The sequence below is a fragment of the Amycolatopsis sp. NPDC051071 genome (assembly GCF_040682875.1).
In the GTDB taxonomy this organism is placed as follows: Bacteria; Actinomycetota; Actinomycetes; order Mycobacteriales; family Pseudonocardiaceae; genus Amycolatopsis.
The window spans coordinates 49,894-69,248 of sequence record NZ_JBFBBY010000011.1; the positions used below are offsets into that span (position 1 = coordinate 49,894).

Consider the following 19,355-nt stretch of genomic DNA (forward strand, 5'->3'; position numbering starts at 1 on the left):
GATGACCGCAACCCTCGGCACGACCTCCACCACCAAGACCCCGGATCTCGGACCGGCCGTCGAACTGGTGTCGAAGGAAGAGGGACACCGGCAGCCACTCGCCCCCGAATTCGTCTCCGCGGAGGACTTCTCGCCGCTCGAGGTCGCCTACGACTTCGGCCGCGTGCGCCGCGAAGACATCGAAGCCGGGCCGAAGAACATCTGGCGCTACAAGAAGCTCCTCCCGGTGCCCTCGAACGTCGAGGAGATCCCCAACACCGAACCCGGCGCCACCCGGCTCATCCAGGCCGACAGGCTCGCGAAAGCGTTGGGTGTCAAGAAGGTTTGGGTCAAGGACGACACCGGTAACCCGACCCACTCGTTCAAGGACCGCGTGGTCGCCGTCGCACTGGCGGCCGCCCGCGAATTCGGGTTCGAGGTGCTCGCCTGTCCGTCGACCGGCAACCTGGCCAACGCGGTCGCCGCCGCGGCGGCCCGCGCCGGCTGGCGGTCGGTCGTGCTGATCCCGAAGACCCTCGAGCGCGCCAAGATCCTCACCACCGCCGTGTACGACGGCGACCTGATCGCGGTCGACGGCAACTACGACGACGTGAACCGGCTCGCCACCCAGCTCGCCGCCGAGCAGGAGAGCTGGGCGTTCGTCAACGTGAACGTCCGGCCCTACTACTCCGAAGGCTCCAAGACACTGGCCTTCGAGGTCGCCGAACAGCTCGGCTGGCGGCTTCCCCCGCAGATCGTGGTGCCGATCGCCTCCGGTTCCCAGCTCACCAAGGTGGACAAAGGATTCCGCGAGTTCGGCCAGCTCGGCCTCGTCGACGAAACGCCCTACAAGGTGTTCGGCGCGCAGGCCACCGGCTGCTCCCCCGTCTCGGCCGCCTTCCGCGCGGGCCACGACGTCATCCAGCCGGTCAAGCCCGACACGATCGCCCGGTCGCTGGCGATCGGCAACCCGGCCGACGGCCCCTACGTCCTCGACGTGGTCAACCGCACCGGCGGCGCGATCGAAGACGTCACCGACGAAGAGGTCGTCGAGGGCATCCGGCTGCTCGCCCGTACCGAAGGCGTCTTCACCGAGACCGCCGGCGGGGTCACCGTGGCGACCGCCAAGAAGCTCATCGAAACCGGCAAGCTCAACCCGGACGAGGAGATCGTCTTGCTGATCACCGGTGACGGCCTCAAGACCCTCGACGCCGTCGAGGACAAGGTCGGCCCGAAGGCCACCGTCAGCGCCTCGGCCGACGCGGTCCGCGAAGCCCTCGGCATCTGAGTTCCCGCCGGCCCGCCTCAAGAACGAGGCGGGCCGCGGGGCTCACCGCGGCGCACCAGGGCGAGCCCTCGCGTGTCGGTGACGACAGCGGTGTCGCCGTCCGTGTCCGTCCTGGCGATCGACGCGCCGACGGCCGTCAGATTGTCCAAAGTGGACTTGTTCGGATGCCCGTACGTGTTCCCGGCGCCGACGCTCACCAGCGCCGCCCGTGGTGCGACGGCGTTGAGGAAATCCGGTGCCGTGTACCGGCTTCCGTGGTGCGGGACCTTCAGGATCTCGGCGTGCAGGTCCGCGCCTTCGGCCATCAGGTCGGCCTGCGCGGCGAGTTCGACGTCGCCGGTGAGCAGGATCCGGCCGGCCGGAGTCGCGGCTCGCAGGACGACCGAACCGTTGTTGATCACCGTGCCATCTTGTTCGACCGCCGATCTTCGCGTGACGTAGCGCGGCCCGAGGACGTCCAGGGAGAGCCCCGGCCAGTCCAGTCGTTGCCCGATTCCCAGTTCCAGCAAGGGGATCCCGCGACGTGCGGTCTCGTTGGCGACCTGCTGCCACGCCCACGCGGGAGCCCGGCCCGGCCCGACGGCGACCGCCCCGACCGAGCGGCCTTCGAAAACGGACTCGAGACCGCCGATGTGATCGGCGTGCAGATGACTCAGCACGATCAGCGGAACCCGGTCCACACCGAGCCGGCTCAGGCACTCATCCACCGGCCCCGGCTCCGGCCCGGTGTCGACCACTACCGCCCTCCCGTGCTCCGCCGTGGCGAGAACGACGGCATCTCCCTGCCCGACGTCGCAGGCGACGGCATTCCATGACGCCGGTGGCCAGGCCGGGGCCAGTACTCGCACCGGGGCGAAGACGAGCAGACCACCGGCCAAGGCGATGGCCAGCAGGATCCTCGCGTGGCGCAGCCGGACGGCGATCAGCAGCACGACCAGCAACCCGGCCGCCAGCACCCCGCCCCACCAGCCGCCCGGCCAGTCCACGGCGGCACCCGGCGCCCTGGCCCCGTGACGGGCCACGGTGATCAGCCAGCTCGCTTCGGGCTCGGTCAAGCGGACCAGCAGTTCGCCCGCCGACGGCCACCACGGTCCGACGACGGTGGCGAGCACGCCGAACACGGTGGCCGGGGCGACCACCGGCGCGGCGAGCACGTTGGTCACCACCGAGACGAGACTGACCGTCCCCGCCATCCCCGCGATGACCGGCACCGTCATCACGAACGCGGCCAGCGGGACGGCCAGTCCCTCGGCGTAGCCGGACGGCACACCGCGCTCGACCAGCCACTCGGCCCAGCGCGGTGCCAGCAGTACCAGCCCGGCCGTGGCCAGCACTGAAAGGGCGAAACCGAAGTCGACGGCCATCGCGGGATCGGCGACGACGAGCCCGGCCACCGCGAAGCCCAGCGCGGGCAGCGCCGAACCCCGGCGCCCCAGTGCGAGCGCCAGCAGTCCGACCGCCCCCATCACTCCGGCGCGGAGCACGCTGGGCGCGGGCCCGGCGAGGACCACGAACCCGGCGAGCCCCGCCGCGGCCGCGGCGGCGGAGGTCCGCGGACCGATCCGAAGCGCCCTCAGCAGGAGAAGGATCGAGCCGCAGACGATCGCCACGTTCCCACCGCTCACGGCCATCAGGTGGGACATGCCGGAGTCCGTGAACTCCCGCTCGACCCTCGGGGACAGTGTGCTCGTGTCCCCCACGACCAGTCCGGGCACGAGACCGGCCTGCTCCGCCGGGAGGACGGCGCACAGCTCCCGGAGCCCGGCGCGCAGCGATTCCGCGGATCGCTGCCACCAGGGCGCCGGACCGAGGTCTGACGGCGGGCCTCGCACCGAGAGGACCGCGACCGTCAGTTCGGCTCCCTTGGCCGGGGCCAGCCTGCCGGAGGCGGTGACCTGCTGCCCGGGCAGCAGGGCCGTCCACCCCTCGGCGGGAGCGAGCAGGAGGATCCGGCCTGCCGAATCCACCGCCCGCTCGTCGGCGACCACGGCATCCACCGTCGCGGCGACGACCACCAGACGGGTGCCTGCCTGGCGATCGGCGTATCCGGCACCGCGGACCGGACGTGGCCGCTCGATGACCGCCACCCTCATCGTGGTGTCACTCCCCCGTGCGGCGGCGGCACGGAGGTCATCGTGTTCGGCCGCCCGGATTCGCAGCGCGACCGGGCCTGCCGTGAGCACGCCGAGGACAGCCAGCGCACCCAGGCCCGCCACCCACCGGGACGCCTTCCGGCGGGCACGGACTCCGAGAGCGATCGCGAGCACCACGGCGGCCGCACCGCAGAGCATCGTGATCCACCAACCGCCCAGCAGCCCGGAAAGGGTGCCGAGCCAGGCCATCGCCGCGGCCGGTATCAGCCGCAGGTCTTGTCCTCGCCACGACGCGGTGTCCACTTCGGACGGATCGGCGGACGGGTTCATCCGACGGACACCAATTCCCGGACTTTCTTGAACTTACTTTCGCCGATCCCTTCTACGTCACGGAGTTGCTCGACCGTGGTGAACCCGCCGTGCCCGGACCGCCAGTCGACGATGCGTTTCGCCATCACCTCGCCAACCCCGGGCAACGTGTCGAGTTGCTCGGCCGTGGCCGAGTTCAGATCGAGCTTTCCGGGTGGTGTCCCCGGTCCGGCCGCGGCCGGACCGGGGACACCTACGGCCACCTGCTCGCCGTCAGTGAGCCGCCGGGCCAAATTCAACCCGGTCAGATCTGTTCCGGGCTGTGCCCCACCGGCCGCCGTGAGGGCATCGGCGACCCGTGCGCCCGGAGGGATCGTGACCAGGCCGGGGTGGTGGACCCGGCCGACGACGCTGATCACCAGAGGCGCCTTGGCCGCCGCGGCGGGGGCGTCTCCGACGGCCTTGGCCGACGGCAGGGGCGGCGGGGTCTCCGCCCCTGGCCGGTGTCCGAACAAAGCGATCGCGCCGGTCACGATCACGGCCACCGCGACCAGCACGGCCGCCACGGCGAACCACCGCCGTTTCACCGGAATCCCGTCCGCCGTGAACCGGGCAGGCACCCAGCGGCGCACGAGCCTGCCCGCGGGCGGGCCCTGGGTGGGTGGCGACAGCTGCGCGGTCAGCCACGCCAGCCTGGCGTTGGCGGAAGAGCCCGGTGAGCGGGCGGTTTGGTCGAACACATGAGCGACGTTACGGAGCGGGGGTGGCGGGCGGCAGTGGCGAATCGGGGGGCTGTGGATAAGTGGGGTGTTGTGGACAACCCGGTCCCGGCCAGAGCCAGTTTCACCGGTTTCCGTCGGAGGCGTATGGGATGCTCGCGGGTTCTCCTAGTGCGCCCGCTGGATCACGACACCGAGGACACCGGGCCCGGTGTGGGCCCCGATGACGGCGCCGACCTCCGACACCACGCAGCCTTCCGGGCAGCTGATGGCCTCTTCGAGGCGGTTGGCGAGCTCGACGGCACGCTCCGGTGAAGCCAGGTGGTGGACGGCGACGTCGGCGCGTCCGCCGTCGGCCGCCTTCACCGCGAGTTCGACCAGCCGCGCCACCGCGCGATTCATCGTCCGGACCTTCTCCAGCGGCTGGATCTTGCCTTCGGACATATGGAGCACGGGTTTCACCGCGAGTGCCGTGCCGAGCAGGGCGGCGGCCGGGCCGATCCGCCCGCCGCGGCGCAGGTATTCGAGGGTCTCGACGGCGAACAAGGTCTCCGAACGGTTCACCGCGTCGACGGCGGCCTCTTCCACTCCAGCCGGGTCGGCGCCGTCCGCGGCGGCGCCGGCCGCACGAAGCGCGGCGAAACCGAGCCCCATCGCGGTGCTCCGCGAATCGACGACGCGCACCTTGTCCTGGCCGACCTCCTGAGCGGCGAGCACCGCCGCCTCCCAGGTCCCGGACAGCTCCCGGGACAGGTGTACCGACACGACGGCGTCCGCACCCTTGGCCAGTGCCGCGCGGAACACCTTGACGAATTCGGCGGGGGTCGGCCGGGACGTCGTCACGAGGCTGCGCTTCCCGAGTGCTTCGGCCAGGGCTGCGGGCCCCATCTCGACGCCGTCGAGGAAGACGACGCCGTCCACGAGGACGTGCAGCGGGACCACCCGGATCCCGTTCCGTTCGGCGAAGCCTTCCGGCAGGTGGGCGGTGGAATCCGTGACTACGGCGACCGACACGGCAGCCAGCCTACGTTGCCGCGGGACGCAGCACCGGAGCCATCAGGCGGGCCATTTCCGCGCCGACGGCGGCATGCCCTTCCCAGCCCCAGTGCATACCGTCGGGATTCCCCCGGCCACTCAGCACGTGCTCGCCGACGACGGCTTCGAGATCGAGAAGAGGGATGTCCGCACGGCGTCCCCAAGCGGCGATGGCCGCGGCGGCACCGGGGCGGGCGGTGTGGACGCGGCCGTACGAGTCGGACCGATGCACGGACGGCAGCATGCCGAAGATCGGCAGTTCCGGTCGCAGCACCCGCAGGGCTCCGACGGCTTCGTCGAGGTAGCGGACGGTCAGCTTCGCCGGAAGGACCGCCGGACGTCCCCGGAAGGCGACCGCGAGCCGGGGCTGGGCGGCCAGATACGTCTTGCGCACCACCCGCCGCAGCGGGTCGGGACGCAGGTAGCGGAGTCCGGTGCGCAGGTAGGTGGGCAACGGCGAGGGCAGCGTGTCCATGCTCCCGACGGCCAGCACCACGGCGTCGACATGGTGGAGATCGGCCCAGACACGCGGATCCCCGGTCAGGGACCACCAGGCGTCGCGGGCGGTCCAGCCGAATCCGGCGACGATATCCGCGCCACCACCGAGTACTTCGGCCGCGATATTGGGCCACAGGCGGGCGTCATCGGCGGCGAGCGGACCGTCCGGGCCGTGGAAACTGAGGGAATCGGCGAACACCAGCAGGCGCGGGGCCATGGATCAGCCGGTGATTCCCGCGTTGTAGGCGGCCAGCCGCCAGTTCCCGTCACGCCGGGTCAGCTCGACCCAGTGACAGTTCGCGATCCCGCCCAGCACCGGCCACGACGACACCGGCAGGCCGAGCAGCTTCGCGGTCAGCGCGATGATCAGGCCGCCGTGCGTGGCCAGCAGGACGGTGTCGCCGGCAGCGGAATTGGGCTGGTCGAGGTCCGCGACGACCTCGAGCGCGCGTCCGGCGACGTCCACCCGCGACTCGCCGCCGGGCGGAGCCCACGTCGCGTCGACCCGCCAGCGAGCGCGTTCGCCGGGGTAGGCCTCGTCGACCTGCTGGCCGGTGAAGCCCTGCCATTCACCGAGATGGGTTTCCCGGAGACGCTTGTCGATGCGCAGTGGGACGCCGATGGCTTCGGCGAGGACGGTGGCCGTGTCGGTCGCGCGACGCAGATCCGAGGCGATCACCAGGTCCGGGGAGAACCTGGCGAGCGCGGGCACGGCGAACCGGGCCTGGTTCCAGCCGACCGGCGTCAACGCGGAGTCCAGATGCCCTTGCATCCGGCCCGCCGCGTTGTAGTCGGTCTCACCGTGGCGCCAGAGCACCAGCCGCCGCGGGCTCACGACGCGCCTTGCGCGTCCGCGGGGTCCTCCTCGGCGGATGTCTCCAAACCAGCGACCTCGATTCGCGGGCAGTCCTTCCAGAGCCGCTCGAGACCGTAGAAGGAGCGCTCCTCCTGGTGCTGGACATGGATGACGACGTCGACGTAGTCCAGCAGGACCCAGCGGCCTTCGCGGGCGCCTTCACGGCGGACCGGCTTGTGCCCGCCGAGCCGCAGCTGCTCCTCGACGTTGTCGACGATCGCGCCGACAAGGCGTTCGTTGGGCGCGGACGCGATCACGAAGGCGTCGGTGATCACCAGCTGGTCGGACACGTCCAGCACGACCACGTCGCTCGCCTTCTTGTCCGCCGCCGCATGGGCGGCCGCTACGGCCAGCTCTCGTGCCTCGGACGTGGCTGTCACAGTTCTCCTTAACGAAGGTCTTTTCTCGCAAGTGCGCCCGACGAGGGTACCTGGTCAACCACGACGGCCTTTGCGATAGAGGTCCTTTTTGGCGATGTAGCGCACCACACCGTCGGGTACGAGGTACCAGACGGGTTCCCCGCTTTCGACCCGCTCACGGCAGGCGGTGGACGAGATCGCCATCGCGGTCACCTCGACCAGGCTCACCTTCCCGCTCGGCAGGTGCTGGGAATTGAGGCGGTAACCAGGCCTGGTGACGCCGATGAAATGCGCCAGGTCGAACAGTTCGTCGGCGTTGCGCCAGGTGAGGATCTGCTCGAGCGCGTCGGCACCGGTGATGAAGAACAGCTGGTCGTCCGGATACTCCGCGCGAAGATCGCGCAGGGTGTCGACGGTGTAGGTCTGGCCGACGCGGTCGATGTCGACACGGCTGACGGAGAAGACCGGATTGGACGCGGTCGCGATCACCGTCATGATGTAGCGGTCCTCGGCGCGGGTGACCACCCGGTCGGACTTCTGCCACGGCTGGCCGGTGGGTACGAAGATGACCTCGTCGAGCGCGAACCGGGCCTGAACCTCGCTGGCCGCGACGAGGTGCCCGTGGTGCACGGGGTCGAAGGTGCCGCCCATGACCCCGATCCTGCGTGGTGACATGGGTCGTGAGCCTATACATCGGCGGAGCGGTCCCGCTCAGGTCGCCGTACCCACCGAACAGTGGTGATCTGAGTCACATTACAGTCGGTTCTGTGGATGAACGGTCCGTTCATGACATGCCGATCGCGACTTCGTCGGTGGCATGGGGTAGAGGTGGGGACGTGGACACTTCGACTCTCCGGGATCGCGCCGAGACCCTCCTCCGCGCGCTGGCGGGCGACGGCGCCCGGCTGCGCGACGACCAGTGGACGGCCATCGAGGCGCTGGTCGCGCACCGCCGTCGCGCGCTCGTCGTGCAGCGCACCGGCTGGGGGAAGTCCGCGGTCTACTTCCTGGCCACCGCCTTGCTGCGAGAACGCGGCGAGGGGCCGACGGTGATCATCTCGCCGCTGCTCGCGCTGATGCGCAACCAGATCTCCGCGGCGGCGAGGGCGGGTATCCACGCGGCCACGATGAACTCCGCGAACCCGCAGGAATGGGATCAGGTCCAGGCCGCGATCGCGGCAGGCGAGGTCGACGTCCTGCTGGTGAGCCCGGAGCGGCTCAACAACCCGGACTTCCGCGACACCGTCCTCCCGAAGCTGACCGCGAGCGCCGGCCTGCTCGTGGTCGACGAGGCGCACTGCATCTCGGACTGGGGTCACGACTTCCGGCCGGACTACCGGCGGCTGCGAACCTTGCTGAAGGACCTGCCGGAGGGCGTCCCGGTGCTCGCCACCACCGCGACCGCGAACGACCGGGTGGCCACCGACGTCGCCGAGCAGCTCGGCATCGGCAACGGCGGCGACACCCTCGTCCTGCGTGGCACCCTCGACCGCGAAAGCCTCCACCTGTCGGTCGCCAAACTGCCGACGTCGCAGGCCCGGCTCGCGTGGCTGGCCGAGCACCTGGAGGAACTGCCGGGGTCCGGGATCATTTACACGCTCACCGTCGCGGCCGCCCACGACGTCGCCGGGCTGCTGACCGAGCGCGGCTATCCGGTCGCCGCCTACACCGGGAAGACCGATCCGGCGGACAGGCAGGCCGCCGAGGACGATCTGCTGAACAACAACGTCAAAGCCCTGGTCGCCACTTCGGCGCTGGGTATGGGTTTCGACAAGCCGGACCTGGGATTCGTCGTCCATCTCGGTGCTCCGTCGTCGCCGATCGCGTACTACCAGCAGGTAGGCCGCGCCGGCCGTGGCGTCGATCGTGCCGAGGTGATCCTGTTGCCCGGCCACGAGGACAAGGACATCTGGGCTTACTTCGGCTCACTCGCCTTCCCGGATGAGCTCCGGGTGACCCAGGTGCTCAACGCGCTCGCCTACGCGGACCGTCCACTGTCGACACCCGCGCTCGAACCCTTCGTCGAGCTGTCCCGGTCCCGGCTGGAGATGGTCCTCAAGGTGCTGGACGTCGACGGCGCGGTCCGCCGGGTGAAGGGCGGCTGGGAAGGCACCGGCGTGGAATGGCGCTACGACAAGGAACGCTACGCGCGGGTCAGCGCGGCGCGGACCAATGAACAGAACGCGATGCTCGCCTACCTCGAAACCACCGGCTGCCGGATGGAGTTCCTGCGGCTACAACTGGACGACCCCGAGGCGGTGCCCTGCGGCCGCTGCGACAACTGCACCGGGAAGTATTGGGACACCACGATTTCCGACGACGTCGTCGACGCCACCCGGCAACGCCTTCGACGGCCGGGGGTGGAGGTCGCACCGCGGAAGATGTGGCCGACCGGCATGTCCGGGCTGGACGTCCCGCTCTCCGGGCGGCTGCCGGCCGGAGAGCAGGCCGAGACCGGTCAGGTCGTCGGCCGGGTGACCGACGTCGGCTGGGGCACCCGGCTGCGTGAACTCGTCGGGCCTGCCGCGGCGGACGCCGAGCTTCCCGAGCCGGTCTTCCAGGCCTGTATCGAAGTACTCAAGGGCTGGCAATGGACGGAGCGGCCGGTCGCGGTCGTGGAGGTGCCGTCCGCTACCCGGCCTCAGCTCGTCCACAGCCTGGCGACGAAGCTGGCGTCGATCGGACGGCTGGAGTACTTGGGCACTATCGCCTCGGCGGGTCCGCCCCCGCGTCAGGCGAACAGTGCGCAACGGCTGGCCGATCTGTGGCAGCGACTCAGCCTTCCGGAGGACCTTGCCGCCCGGATCGCCGCCGCGGAGGGACCGATCCTGCTGGTCGACGACCTGATCGACACCGGGTGGACCATGACACTGTCCGCGCGTCTGCTGCGTCAGGCCGGCGCGCGAGGCGTTCTGCCCTTCGCACTCGCCAGTACCTCGTGAACTTGGAGCCCTAAGGAAGATCCGCGGCCGGTACCGGGCAACCCTGACGAAGGTCGTCGGACGCACCCCGGTCACTTCGAACCGATCCCGGCCTTCGACAGGTTCTTTCCCGCACGCGAACTTTCTGGCAAGGTTCCGTCCACGTGCGAGTACGGAGGTGCCGATGGCGGACTCAACGACGGAGCGGCTAGGACATCGGCTCCCGGTGAAGAAGTTGTTCGCCGCCAGTGTCGGGAACGCGCTGGAGTGGTTCGACTGGACCATCTACGCGACCTTCAGCATCTACTTCGCCAGCGAGTTCTTCCCCAAGGGCAACGAAGCGCTGGCGTTGATCAACACCTTCGCCACGTATGCGCTGGCCTTCTTCTTCCGGCCGCTCGGCGGGATGTTGCTCGGCCGCTTCGCCGACGTCAAGGGCCGGAAACCCGCGATGATCCTGACCATCGTGCTGATGGCGGGTGGTTCGGTGGCCATCGGCATCCTGCCGACCTTCGAACAGGTCGGCTGGCTGGCCCCGACCCTGTTGCTGCTGGCGAGGGTGGCTCAGGGACTGTCGCTCGGCGGCGAGATCTCCAACGCTTCCGCGTACTTGGGTGAGATCGCACCACCCGCCCGCCGCGGGCGGTACTCCGCCTTCTTCTACATCTCCACCGGTTCCGCCGTCCTGATCGCCTCGGTCCTCGGTTTCGTGCTCGCGCGGACGATGTCGAAAGCGGATTTGACGGCGTACGGCTGGAGGATCCCGTTCCTGCTCGGGGGTGCGCTCGGCATCATCGGCCTGTGGCTGCGGCGCAGTCTCGCCGAAACCGAGATCTTCGAGGAGAAGAAGTCGACCGCGCGCCGGGTCGAGCGACCGCTGCGCACCACTCTGCGCGAGCACCCGCGCGCCGTCGTGCAGCTCGTAGGCTTCTCGATGCTGTCGACCCTTTGCTACTACACGTTCTTCAGCGCGCTGACGTCCTTCGCGGTCAAAACCCGCAAGGCCGACGACGTCGACGTGTTCCTGGCGTTGTCCATCGCGACGGCGCTGTTCATCGCATTGCAGTACCCGATGGGCGCGCTGTCCGATCGCTTCGGCCGCAAACCACAGCTGCTCGTCTGGTCGGCGGCGACCGCGATCCTCATCGTCCCGCTGTCCACTTTGGTCCGTCCGGGACTGCCGGGGCTGCTCGTCGTGTTCTGCGTCGGACTCTGTCTGTACACGGCGCTGACGTCGATCGCGCCCGCGATCATGAGCGAACTGTTCCCCACGGAACTACGCGGCGTGGGCATCGGCGCCTGGTACAACCTGACCGTCGCGTTGTTCGGCGGCACCGCTCCCCTGGTGCTCACCGCGCTGTCCGACGCCGGCCTGTCGACGTTGTTCTTCTGGTACGTGGCCGCCGGCGCGGTGATCGCGTTCTTCGTCATCCGGACCCTGCCGGAGACCAAGGGCAGCGACCTGCGCTGAAAACTCCGTCGCTGACGGCGTACCGAGGTGGCTACCCTCGCGCTCCTACGACGAGCGCGAAGGAGGGACACCGTGATGTTCAGCGATGTAAGCGAGGAATTGTCGCGACGCGTGGTGAAGGCCCTTCGCCACGTCGCCGACATCGAGCCGCCGGACGTACTGGTGCGGGTCTCCGCGCGAAGCGGGGTCGACTACCAGTGCGACCTCGCGATGAGCCTGGGCAAACGGCTCGGCAAGGCACCGAGGGAGCTCGCCGCCGAGATCGTGGCAAGGCTGGACGTCGCCGATCTCGCCGAGCCGCCGGAGATCGCCGGGCCGGGCTTCCTCAACTTCACGCTCCGCTCGTCTTGGCTCGAAGAGCGGACCAGCGCGCTCGACGGTGACGCCCGGCTGGGCGCGGCCATCACGCCGCACCCGCGACGGATCGCGATCGACTACAGCAGCCCGAATGTCGCGAAGGAAATGCACGTCGGGCACCTCCGGCCCACGATCATCGGCGACGCGATCGCCCGGCTGCTGCGGTTCGCCGGGCACGACGTCATCCCGCACAACCATCTCGGTGACTGGGGAACCCCGTTCGGCATGCTCATCGAGCATCTGCTCGATGAACGCCCGTCAGGTCCGTACGCGATCGGCGACCTCAACGGCTTCTACCAGGCGGCCAGGTCGCAATCCGAAACCGACGAGGATTTCGCCACGCGGGCGAGGGAACGCGTAGTGCGCCTTCAGAGCGGCGACGAAGAAACCTTGTCGTTGTGGCGGCATCTGGTCGACGAGTCGACAAGGCACTTCAGCCAGGTCTACGAAGTCCTCGGAATCAGCCTGTCGAGCGAGGACGTCTACGGCGAGAGCTTCTACAACCCGTTCCTCGCCGCTGTCGTGGACGATCTGACCGCCGCCGGGCTGACCGAGATCAGCGATGGCGCCGTTTGCGTTTTCCCCGACGGCTTCACCAACCGGGAAGGCGACCCGCTGCCGCTCATCGTCCGTAAACGGGACGGCGGTTACGGTTACGCGGCCACCGACCTCGCGACCGTGCGGTACTGGACGGCTCAACGCGGCATCACGGATCTCGTCTACGTCGTCGGAGCGCCGCAAGCGCGGCATTTCGCCATGGTGTTCGCCGTCTGCCGGGCCGCCGGCTGGCTCGGCGCCGAGCACCGTGCCGAACACATCGGGTTCGGCACGGTGCTCGGCGAAGACGGCCGCGCCATGCGGACGCGCGCGGGCGAGTCGGTCCGGCTGTCGAACCTGTTGGACGAGGCGGTGTCCCATGCCGCCGGGGTGATCGAGGGCCGCGGCGACCTCTCCCCCGCGGTTGGGGAAGAGGTCGCCAGAGCGATCGGGATCGGCGCGATCAAGTACGCCGACCTTTCCGGCGATCGCGAGCGGGACTACGTCTTCTCGTGGGAGCGGATGCTCTCCAAGAACGGGAACACATCTGTCTATCTTCAATACGCCAACGCGCGGATCCTTTCCGTGCTGACGAAGGCGGATCAGGAGCTCACCGGCGCGCGAGTCCGGCTCGGCCATCCCGCCGAACGGGCGCTGGCGCTCGCCTTGATCCGGTTTCCCGAAGCGGTCGGCGCGGCGACCGCCGGCTACGTCCCCCACAAGCTGTGCACGTATCTCTACGAAACCGCGGTCGTGTTCTCGCGGTTCTACGAACAGTGCCCGGTGCTGGACGCGGAAGGTCCCGGCGTCCGTGACTCACGGCTTCTGCTGGCCGGGCTCAGTTCGAAGATCCTGACGCTGGGTTTGTCCCTGCTCGGCATCTCCACTCCGGACAGGTTATGAGTCGCCGTGGTCGCTGAAGACCTTGCGCTTCAACGGCGGAACCGCCTGGAAGACCCGGAACATCCCCCGCGCCATCGTACGGCCCGCCCGGTTCTCCGACACGAACTGGCGCGCGCTGCGCTCCGAGTCGCGCACCGCCGCGAAGCCGTAGTCCCGCATCCGCTGCTCGTAGTCGGCGAGGGCGGTGCGCACCGCGCCGGTCTTCTGTGCCGCGACGAGGTTGCGGCACAACAGCCGCGCGTCGCGGAGCGCCGTGTTCGCGCCGATACCGCGGAACGGGGTCATACTGTGGATCGCGTCGCCGAGCAGGGTGATGTTGCTCGTCGGCCAAGGCTCGACGGGCTTCGACGTGAAGATCGGCAACCGGGACACCGACCCCGCGGGGGATCCGGCGACCAGTTCCTTGAACGCGGGATCCCAGTCGTCGATCAATTCCAGCACGAGGGTCCGGAGCGCTTCACCGTCCAATGAGGACACGTTGTCGGGGTAGCGCCGGTTGTTGGCAGCGAAGGCCCACATGACGTAGCTCGACATGTTGTCGAACAAGACGGGGTCGTAGTCGAGTGTCTCGTCGTTGATCGACGAGTTGCCGCTCAGCTCGTGTGGTGCGCTGAACAGGCCCGCGCCCGCACGCGGCATCACCATGCTCGGCCCGTCGGTGAGCCGGGCGGGCAACCGCTTGCGGGCCTCCCCGGTCAGCGGATGCTTGCCGGCGATCGCGATGATCCCGGTGTCGACGCGGACGGCGTGCGGCAGGAACTGCTTGCGTACCCGCGAATTGGCCCCGTCCGCGCCGATGACCAGGTCGGCCTCGACCGTGCTCCCGTCGGCGAACTCGCAGACGATCACCTCTCCTTCCCGCCGGTAGCCGACGAACTCCTTGCCGTGGTGCAGAACTCCATCGAGCCCGTCGGACAGCACCTGGTGCAGGCTGATCCGGCTGACCGAATGGTGGTTCGACGCGGGATCCGGGCTCCACGTGAGCTCACTGTCGATCACCATGAGATCCCGCAACTGCTCGGTCACGAACGTGAAGGCCCCGCTCGTGGTGCCGGTGGTGGCCAAGAACCGTTCCCACAGCCCGGGCGGCAGGCATTCGTGCAAAGCGGCCGAGCCGTGCGGGTTGATGTGCACGCGATAGCCCTGCAACCGCTCGGTCCGGGTGCGGCTGCGCTCGTAGACGGCTAGGTCGACGCCCGCCTTGCGCAGTCCCTGCGCGAGGCAGAGCCCGCCCGTGCCGCCGCCGATGATCGCGATCCTGATGGTCATTCGATCTCCTCTCTCCGCCGTTAACTATCAACCAGACGGATAATAAAGTCAACCAAACGTTTGAAAAAGTCAGCGGCTAAGGTGAACGCATGTCAGAAGCCGCCCCGCGCAGCCCTCGCCGCGCCCCTGTCGAGCGCCAGCGCGACCCTGAGCGCACGAAGGCGCAACTCCTCGACGCGGCGAAGGCCGAATTCGGCGCGAAGGGGTACGCCGCGGCACGCGTCAGCGAGATCGCCGCGAAGGCGGGTGTGAACAAACAGCTGATCTCGTACTACTTCGGCGGCAAGGAAGGGCTGTACAACGCGCTGACCGCGACGATGTACGACGACTACGTCGCGGCCTCCGAACACGACATGCCGTTCGCCGACGTGGTGCGCTTCTTCGCGCAGTCCGGGGTCCGCGACCACGATCTCGCCAAGCTGTTCCTCTGGGAGAACCTGACCGACGGCGCCCCCGACGCGATCGGGGTCGAAGGGCAGCGGGGGTTCCTCCAGCGCCAGGTCGAGTACGTCCGGGCGCGTCAGGCCGCGGGCGACTTCCCCGCCGACCTCGACCCGGAGTTCCTGCTGCTGATCTTCATGGCCGCGTCGAGCGCGGCGCTGGCCCTCCCCCGCGTCGTGCGGGCGGTCTCGGGACAGGACCCGAACTCGGCCGAATTCGCCGAGGCGTACGGCGAACAGCTGGCGCGGCTCGTCGGCCACCTCGCCGTTCCGCGAAAGTGATAGCAAAGGTCCCTTGCTCCCCCGGTTCGGGAATCACTTGAACCTCCCGTGCCTCCCGCCGACTAGTAAGGACAGGGAGACAATGGGGAGGTAGCCGGTGGGGAAGCCGAGAGACGCCGACTTCAGCGAGTACTTCGCCGCACGGGTCCAGCGCTTCCGACGGCTGGCGTTCGCGATGTGCGGTGACTGGTACGGCGCCGAAGACCTGGTGCAAGCGATGTTCGTCCAGTTGTACCGGCGGTGGCGGCGGGTTCGGCCGGATACCGTCGACGCCTACGCGCGCCGGATCCTCCTGAACGCCTTCCTCGCCGGACGGCGGAAACGCGGCCGCGAACTGGTGACGTCCGAGCCACCCGAAAGGGCGGCACCACCGGGCTACGACAGCCACGACCGGATCGACCTCGAACGCGCACTCGGTGGCCTGACACCGCGTCAGCGCGCGATGGTCGTCCTTCGCTTCCTCGAAGACCTTTCGATCTCCGAAGTCGCCGAACTGCTCGATGTCGCCGAAGGGACGGTCAAAAGCCAGACCGCCCGCGGGGTCGGCGCACTGCGCGCCGCCCTGCCCTCAGCCACTGGCAAGGAGTAGTCATGGATGACCTTGATGTCCGCTCCGCGCTGACGGAGTACGTGACCGAAGCGGAGCCGCCGATCGGGCTCACCGAGGAGGGCATCCTCGCCGCGGGTCGCCGATCGCGGCGACGTCGCCTCTCGGCCGGTATCGCGGGAGCCGCGCTCGCCGTGGTCGCGGCCCTCGGGGTGACCTTCGCGATCGTCGCGCCGCAGCGTGACGAACCCGTCGCGGGAGACCGCTGCGGGACGAAGTCGTCCGGCGAGACCGCACAGCAGGTCATCGCCCGCCTGAGCTGCGCGGTCGGCACCGCCGTGCGGTCCAGGCTCGCGTCCGGGATGCGGATCGAAAGGATCACACTGCCCGGTGAGATCCCTCCGGCGGACCCGTTCCAGGTGTACTCCACACGACTCGACGAGGTGAGCGGCGCACCCACGTTCTACTACCTGGGTGTACGGGTGAGCGATGACCGCGGCACGGGTTCGGTCTACCTCCGGATTTACGCGGCGCTCGGTTACGGGATGGCGAGTTGTGAAGCCAAGAATTTCCCGAAGGCGGACTCCTGCTCCTCACGACGGATCGCCGAGGGCACCCTGCGCGAGCTGACCTCCCGCACCGGCGAGGGCCTGATCGTCCGCACGACCATGCTCAGCACGCCGACCACCACGATCACCCTCATCAGCAACAACAGCGGCGTCATGGATTACGGCGACGGGGCCCGCCTGCCGGCCCAAAGTGCCGAGCCACCGCTCTCCGGGCCTCAGCTCCAGGACATCGCGACCACTCCGGGTCTGGTGCCCTAGCGGCGCAACGGCACGAGGTCGTCGGCGTGCACGACCTCGCGCCGTTGTTCGGCGGGCAGGTCGTGACTGGAGAGGCCGATGAGGCCGGGCAGCTCGCCGGCGTCGAAGGCGACGACTCCCCGGGCCACGGTGCGCTGCTTGAGGTCGACGAGGTCGACGACGTCGCCCGCGTGGAAGTCGCCGTCGACGCCGGTGATCCCGGCGGCGAGCAGGGAGCGGCGGCGACGGACGACGGCCGTGACCGCACCGTCGTCGAGGTGCAGTTTGCCGGACGCCCCGGCGGCGTAGCCGAGCCAGAAACGGCGGGCGGACAGACGGGAATCGGCGGCGGTGAAGGCGGTACCGACTTCGGCGGTGGTGAGGGCGCGGGCGGCCTCGGAGGCGGAGGCCAGCAGCACGGGGATGCCGGCGCCGGCGGCGGTGCGGGCAGCCGCGAGCTTCGAGACCATCCCTCCGGTGCCGAGACCGGAGCTCGACATGCCGACGGTGATTCCGTCCACATCGGACTCTCCGGCGACCTCGGGGATCTTGCGAGTCGCGCCGTCGCGGGGATCCCCGTCGTACAGACCGTCCACATCGGACAGCAGAACGAGCGCGTCGGCGCCGATCAGGTGGGCCACCAAGGCGGCCAGCCGGTCGTTGTCACCGAAGCGGATTTCCTCGGTGGCCACGGTGTCGTTCTCGTTGACAACGGGAACCGCGCCGAGCGCCAGCAGCCGGGTGAACGTGTTCTGCGCGTTGCGGTAGTGCGCACGGCGGACGACGTCGTCCGAGGTCAGCAGAACCTGGCCCACCGTCAGGGAAAACCGGCCGAACGACTCGGCGTAGGCATGCGCGAGCGCGAGCTGCCCGACACTGGCGGCGGCCTGCTGGGTCGCGAGGTCACGTGGTCGCCTCCGGAGCGCGAGCGGCGCGAGTCCCGCGCCGATCGCCCCCGAGGACACCAGCACGATCTGCGTGCCGCGGGAGACCCGCTCGGCGATCGCGTCGACCAGCGCGTCCAACCGCGCCACGTCGAGCCCGTCGCCCGCCGTGGTCAGCGCGGACGAACCGACCTTGACGACCACTCGTTTCGCGGCGGCGATCACCTCACGGGTGGAACTCACTCGTCGCCCTGCTCGTCCGGGCCGTCGCGGCGGATCCGGCGGGCTTCCTTGCGCTCGGCGGCACCGATCCGGTCGTTGTTCTCCAGCCGGACATCCGTGCCCCGGCCGGACAGATGCACCGCGACCCCGGCGGGCGTCGACGGCTCCCACTCGAACTGGACGTCGCCGATGGTGACCGGACTTCCCGGAACAGCGCCCTTCTTGGCCAGCGCTTCTTCGACGCCGAGCCGCTGCAGCCGGTCCCCGAGGTAGCCGACGGCCTCGTCGTTGCCGAAGCTCGTCTGGCGGATCCACCGCTCCGGGCGAACACCGCGCACGATGAACGCGCCGTCCTCCTCGGGGTCGATCTCGACGGTGAAGCCCGCGTCGTCGACGGCCATCGGCCGCAGCACGACCTTTTCCGGCTCCGGCGCCGGCTGGTCGGCACGGTACTTCTCGACGACGGCCGCGAGCGCGTAGGTCAGTTCCTTCAATCCCTGCCGCGACGCCGTGGAGATCTCGAACACACTGAGCCCGCGGGCTTCCAGTTCCGGACGGACGAGCTCGGCGAGTTCGGCGGCGTCCGGGACGTCGATCTTGTTGAGCACCACCACGCGCGGCCGATCGGCGAGGTCGCCGCCGAGGCTCGGCGTGTAGCGGGCGAGTTCTTCTTCCAGGGCGTCGATGTCGGACAGCGGGTCACGTCCGGGATCGAAGGTGGCGCAGTCGACGACGTGCACCAGCACCGCGCACCGTTCGATGTGGCGCAGGAAGTCCAGTCCCAGGCCCTTGCCTTCACTCGCGCCGGGGATCAGGCCGGGGACGTCGGCCATGGTGAACACGGTCGATCCGGCGGTGATCACGCCCAGGTTCGGCACCAGGGTGGTAAACGGGTAGTCGGCGATCTTCGGCTTGGCCGCGGACAGCACCGAGATCAGTGACGACTTGCCCGCGGACGGGAAGCCGAGCAGGCCGACATCGGCGACCGAACGCAGTTCCAGTACGAGGTCGCGGCTCTCCCCCGGCTCACCCAGCAGCGCGAATCCGGGCGCCCGGCGGGCCTTGGAGGCCAGGGACGCGTTGCCGAGACCGCCACGGCCGCCCTGAGCGGCGACGAAGGTGGTGCCGGGGCCGACCAGGTCGGCCAGGATCTCGCCGTCCTCGGTCATCACGACGGTGCCGGACGGGACACGCATTTCCAGCGTGTCGCCCGCCGCACCGGCGCGGTTGCCGCCCTGACCCATTTTGCCGCTGCCGGCTTTGGCGTGCGGGCGGAAGTGGAAGTCGAGCAGGGTGTGAACGTTCGGATCGACGATCAGCAGCACGTCGCCGCCGTTACCGCCGTTGCCGCCGTCCGGGCCGCCAAGGGGCTTGAATTTCTCGCGGTGCACCGAGGCGCAGCCGTTCCCACCGTCACCGGCGGTCAGATGGATCACCGCGCGGTCCACGAACCGGGACGCCATGGGTTGCCTCTTTCACTCGCGACTGTGTTGTTTGAAGAAGGGGATACATAAAACAAACGAGGGGTGGGTCCGGATATTCCGGCCCACCCCTCGTCAGAGGTCTAGCTTGAAGCCGAA

17 protein-coding genes are annotated in these 19,355 nt (G+C 69.3%); 7 read left to right on the forward strand and 10 right to left on the reverse strand.

Features of this window, described 5'->3' with window-relative positions; all coding sequences use genetic code 11:
* Position 1: 1 nt before the first annotated feature.
* Positions 2-1,267 (forward strand): threonine synthase, encoded by a 1,266-nt coding sequence (gene thrC / locus AB0M65_RS06075; RefSeq protein WP_364022154.1) that lies wholly within the window; start codon positions 2-4, stop codon positions 1,265-1,267.
* A gap of 17 nt (positions 1,268-1,284) precedes the next feature.
* Here the strand turns inward: thrC and AB0M65_RS06080 are convergent, their stop codons facing one another.
* The 7 genes from AB0M65_RS06080 to nadD form a co-directional block, all read right to left on the reverse strand.
* On the reverse strand, positions 1,285-3,690 hold the full coding sequence (locus AB0M65_RS06080; protein ID WP_364022157.1) for a ComEC/Rec2 family competence protein: 2,406 nt from the start codon (positions 3,688-3,690) through the stop codon (positions 1,285-1,287).
* Positions 3,687-4,409 (reverse strand): ComEA family DNA-binding protein, encoded by a 723-nt coding sequence (locus tag AB0M65_RS06085; protein ID WP_364022160.1) that lies wholly within the window; start codon positions 4,407-4,409, stop codon positions 3,687-3,689. Before AB0M65_RS06085 ends, AB0M65_RS06080 begins: the two co-directional genes overlap by 4 nt.
* Positions 4,410-4,556: 147 nt before the next feature.
* A complete protein-coding gene (locus AB0M65_RS06090; RefSeq protein ID WP_364022163.1) occupies positions 4,557-5,402 on the reverse strand; it encodes a DegV family protein in 846 nt (281 codons plus the stop codon).
* Positions 5,403-5,412: 10 nt separating this feature from the next.
* The gene (gene octT / locus AB0M65_RS06095; protein WP_364022166.1) at positions 5,413-6,138 is read right to left on the reverse strand and encodes a diglucosylglycerate octanoyltransferase; all 726 of its coding nucleotides are present in this window, start codon (positions 6,136-6,138) and stop codon (positions 5,413-5,415) included.
* Between the two features lie 3 nt (positions 6,139-6,141).
* Positions 6,142-6,756 carry a histidine phosphatase family protein gene (locus AB0M65_RS06100; protein ID WP_364022169.1) on the reverse strand — a complete coding sequence of 205 codons (615 nt, stop codon included), beginning with the start codon at positions 6,754-6,756 and terminating at the stop codon, positions 6,142-6,144.
* Positions 6,753-7,157 (reverse strand): ribosome silencing factor, encoded by a 405-nt coding sequence (gene rsfS / locus AB0M65_RS06105; protein ID WP_364022171.1) that lies wholly within the window; start codon positions 7,155-7,157, stop codon positions 6,753-6,755. The genes AB0M65_RS06100 and rsfS overlap by 4 nt, the downstream gene beginning before the upstream one ends.
* 54 nt (positions 7,158-7,211) lie before the next feature.
* Positions 7,212-7,811 carry a nicotinate-nucleotide adenylyltransferase gene (gene nadD, locus AB0M65_RS06110; RefSeq protein ID WP_364022174.1) on the reverse strand — a complete coding sequence of 200 codons (600 nt, stop codon included), beginning with the start codon at positions 7,809-7,811 and terminating at the stop codon, positions 7,212-7,214.
* Positions 7,812-7,972: 161 nt separating this feature from the next.
* Here nadD and AB0M65_RS06115 point away from each other — a divergent pair, with 161 nt between their 5' ends.
* From AB0M65_RS06115 to argS, 3 genes are all read left to right on the forward strand, one after another.
* Positions 7,973-10,078, forward strand: coding sequence for a RecQ family ATP-dependent DNA helicase (locus AB0M65_RS06115; RefSeq protein ID WP_364022177.1), 2,106 nt, complete (start codon positions 7,973-7,975; stop codon positions 10,076-10,078).
* Positions 10,079-10,241: 163 nt separating this feature from the next.
* On the forward strand, positions 10,242-11,528 hold the full coding sequence (locus AB0M65_RS06120) for an MFS transporter (RefSeq protein WP_364022180.1): 1,287 nt from the start codon (positions 10,242-10,244) through the stop codon (positions 11,526-11,528).
* 75 nt (positions 11,529-11,603) lie between these two features.
* Positions 11,604-13,325 carry an arginine--tRNA ligase gene (argS, locus tag AB0M65_RS06125; protein WP_364022183.1) on the forward strand — a complete coding sequence of 574 codons (1,722 nt, stop codon included), beginning with the start codon at positions 11,604-11,606 and terminating at the stop codon, positions 13,323-13,325.
* Here argS and AB0M65_RS06130 read toward each other — a convergent pair.
* Positions 13,320-14,594: an NAD(P)/FAD-dependent oxidoreductase gene (locus AB0M65_RS06130; RefSeq protein WP_364022186.1), complete on the reverse strand. Its 1,275-nt coding sequence runs from the start codon at positions 14,592-14,594 to the stop codon at positions 13,320-13,322. The genes argS and AB0M65_RS06130 overlap by 6 nt on opposite strands.
* Before the next feature lie 89 nt (positions 14,595-14,683).
* Here AB0M65_RS06130 and AB0M65_RS06135 point away from each other — a divergent pair, with 89 nt between their 5' ends.
* From AB0M65_RS06135 to AB0M65_RS06145, 3 genes are all read left to right on the forward strand, one after another.
* On the forward strand, positions 14,684-15,316 hold the full coding sequence (locus AB0M65_RS06135; protein WP_364022189.1) for a TetR family transcriptional regulator: 633 nt from the start codon (positions 14,684-14,686) through the stop codon (positions 15,314-15,316).
* A 97-nt stretch (positions 15,317-15,413) separates the two neighbouring features.
* Positions 15,414-15,905 (forward strand): SigE family RNA polymerase sigma factor, encoded by a 492-nt coding sequence (locus AB0M65_RS06140; protein WP_364022192.1) that lies wholly within the window; start codon positions 15,414-15,416, stop codon positions 15,903-15,905.
* Between the two features lie 2 nt (positions 15,906-15,907).
* Entirely contained in the window at positions 15,908-16,690 is a 783-nt protein-coding gene (locus AB0M65_RS06145) for a hypothetical protein (protein WP_364022195.1), read from the forward strand.
* Here AB0M65_RS06145 and proB read toward each other — a convergent pair.
* The gene (gene proB, locus AB0M65_RS06150; RefSeq protein WP_364022198.1) at positions 16,687-17,796 is read right to left on the reverse strand and encodes a glutamate 5-kinase; all 1,110 of its coding nucleotides are present in this window, start codon (positions 17,794-17,796) and stop codon (positions 16,687-16,689) included. The genes AB0M65_RS06145 and proB overlap by 4 nt on opposite strands.
* Positions 17,793-19,238, reverse strand: a complete 1,446-nt coding sequence (obgE, locus tag AB0M65_RS06155; protein ID WP_364022201.1) for a GTPase ObgE — start codon at positions 19,236-19,238, stop codon at positions 17,793-17,795. The genes proB and obgE overlap by 4 nt, the downstream gene beginning before the upstream one ends.
* Positions 19,239-19,355 lie beyond the last annotated feature (117 nt).

Excerpts from the sequence above, each read along its gene's own strand:
- obgE (WP_364022201.1), bottom strand. The coding sequence starts at position 19,238 with ATGGCGTCCCGGTTCGTGGACCGCGCGGTGATCCATCTGACCGCCGGT.
- argS (WP_364022183.1), top strand. The coding sequence starts at position 11,604 with ATGTTCAGCGATGTAAGCGAGGAATTGTCGCGACGCGTGGTGAAGGCC.
- AB0M65_RS06145 (WP_364022195.1), top strand. The coding sequence starts at position 15,908 with ATGGATGACCTTGATGTCCGCTCCGCGCTGACGGAGTACGTGACCGAA.
- nadD (WP_364022174.1), bottom strand. The coding sequence starts at position 7,811 with ATGTCACCACGCAGGATCGGGGTCATGGGCGGCACCTTCGACCCCGTG.
- AB0M65_RS06130 (WP_364022186.1), bottom strand. The coding sequence starts at position 14,594 with ATGACCATCAGGATCGCGATCATCGGCGGCGGCACGGGCGGGCTCTGC.
- octT (WP_364022166.1), bottom strand. The coding sequence starts at position 6,138 with ATGGCCCCGCGCCTGCTGGTGTTCGCCGATTCCCTCAGTTTCCACGGC.
- AB0M65_RS06135 (WP_364022189.1), top strand. The coding sequence starts at position 14,684 with ATGTCAGAAGCCGCCCCGCGCAGCCCTCGCCGCGCCCCTGTCGAGCGC.
- AB0M65_RS06080 (WP_364022157.1), bottom strand. The coding sequence starts at position 3,690 with ATGAACCCGTCCGCCGATCCGTCCGAAGTGGACACCGCGTCGTGGCGA.
- thrC (WP_364022154.1), top strand. The coding sequence starts at position 2 with ATGACCGCAACCCTCGGCACGACCTCCACCACCAAGACCCCGGATCTC.
- AB0M65_RS06120 (WP_364022180.1), top strand. The coding sequence starts at position 10,242 with ATGGCGGACTCAACGACGGAGCGGCTAGGACATCGGCTCCCGGTGAAG.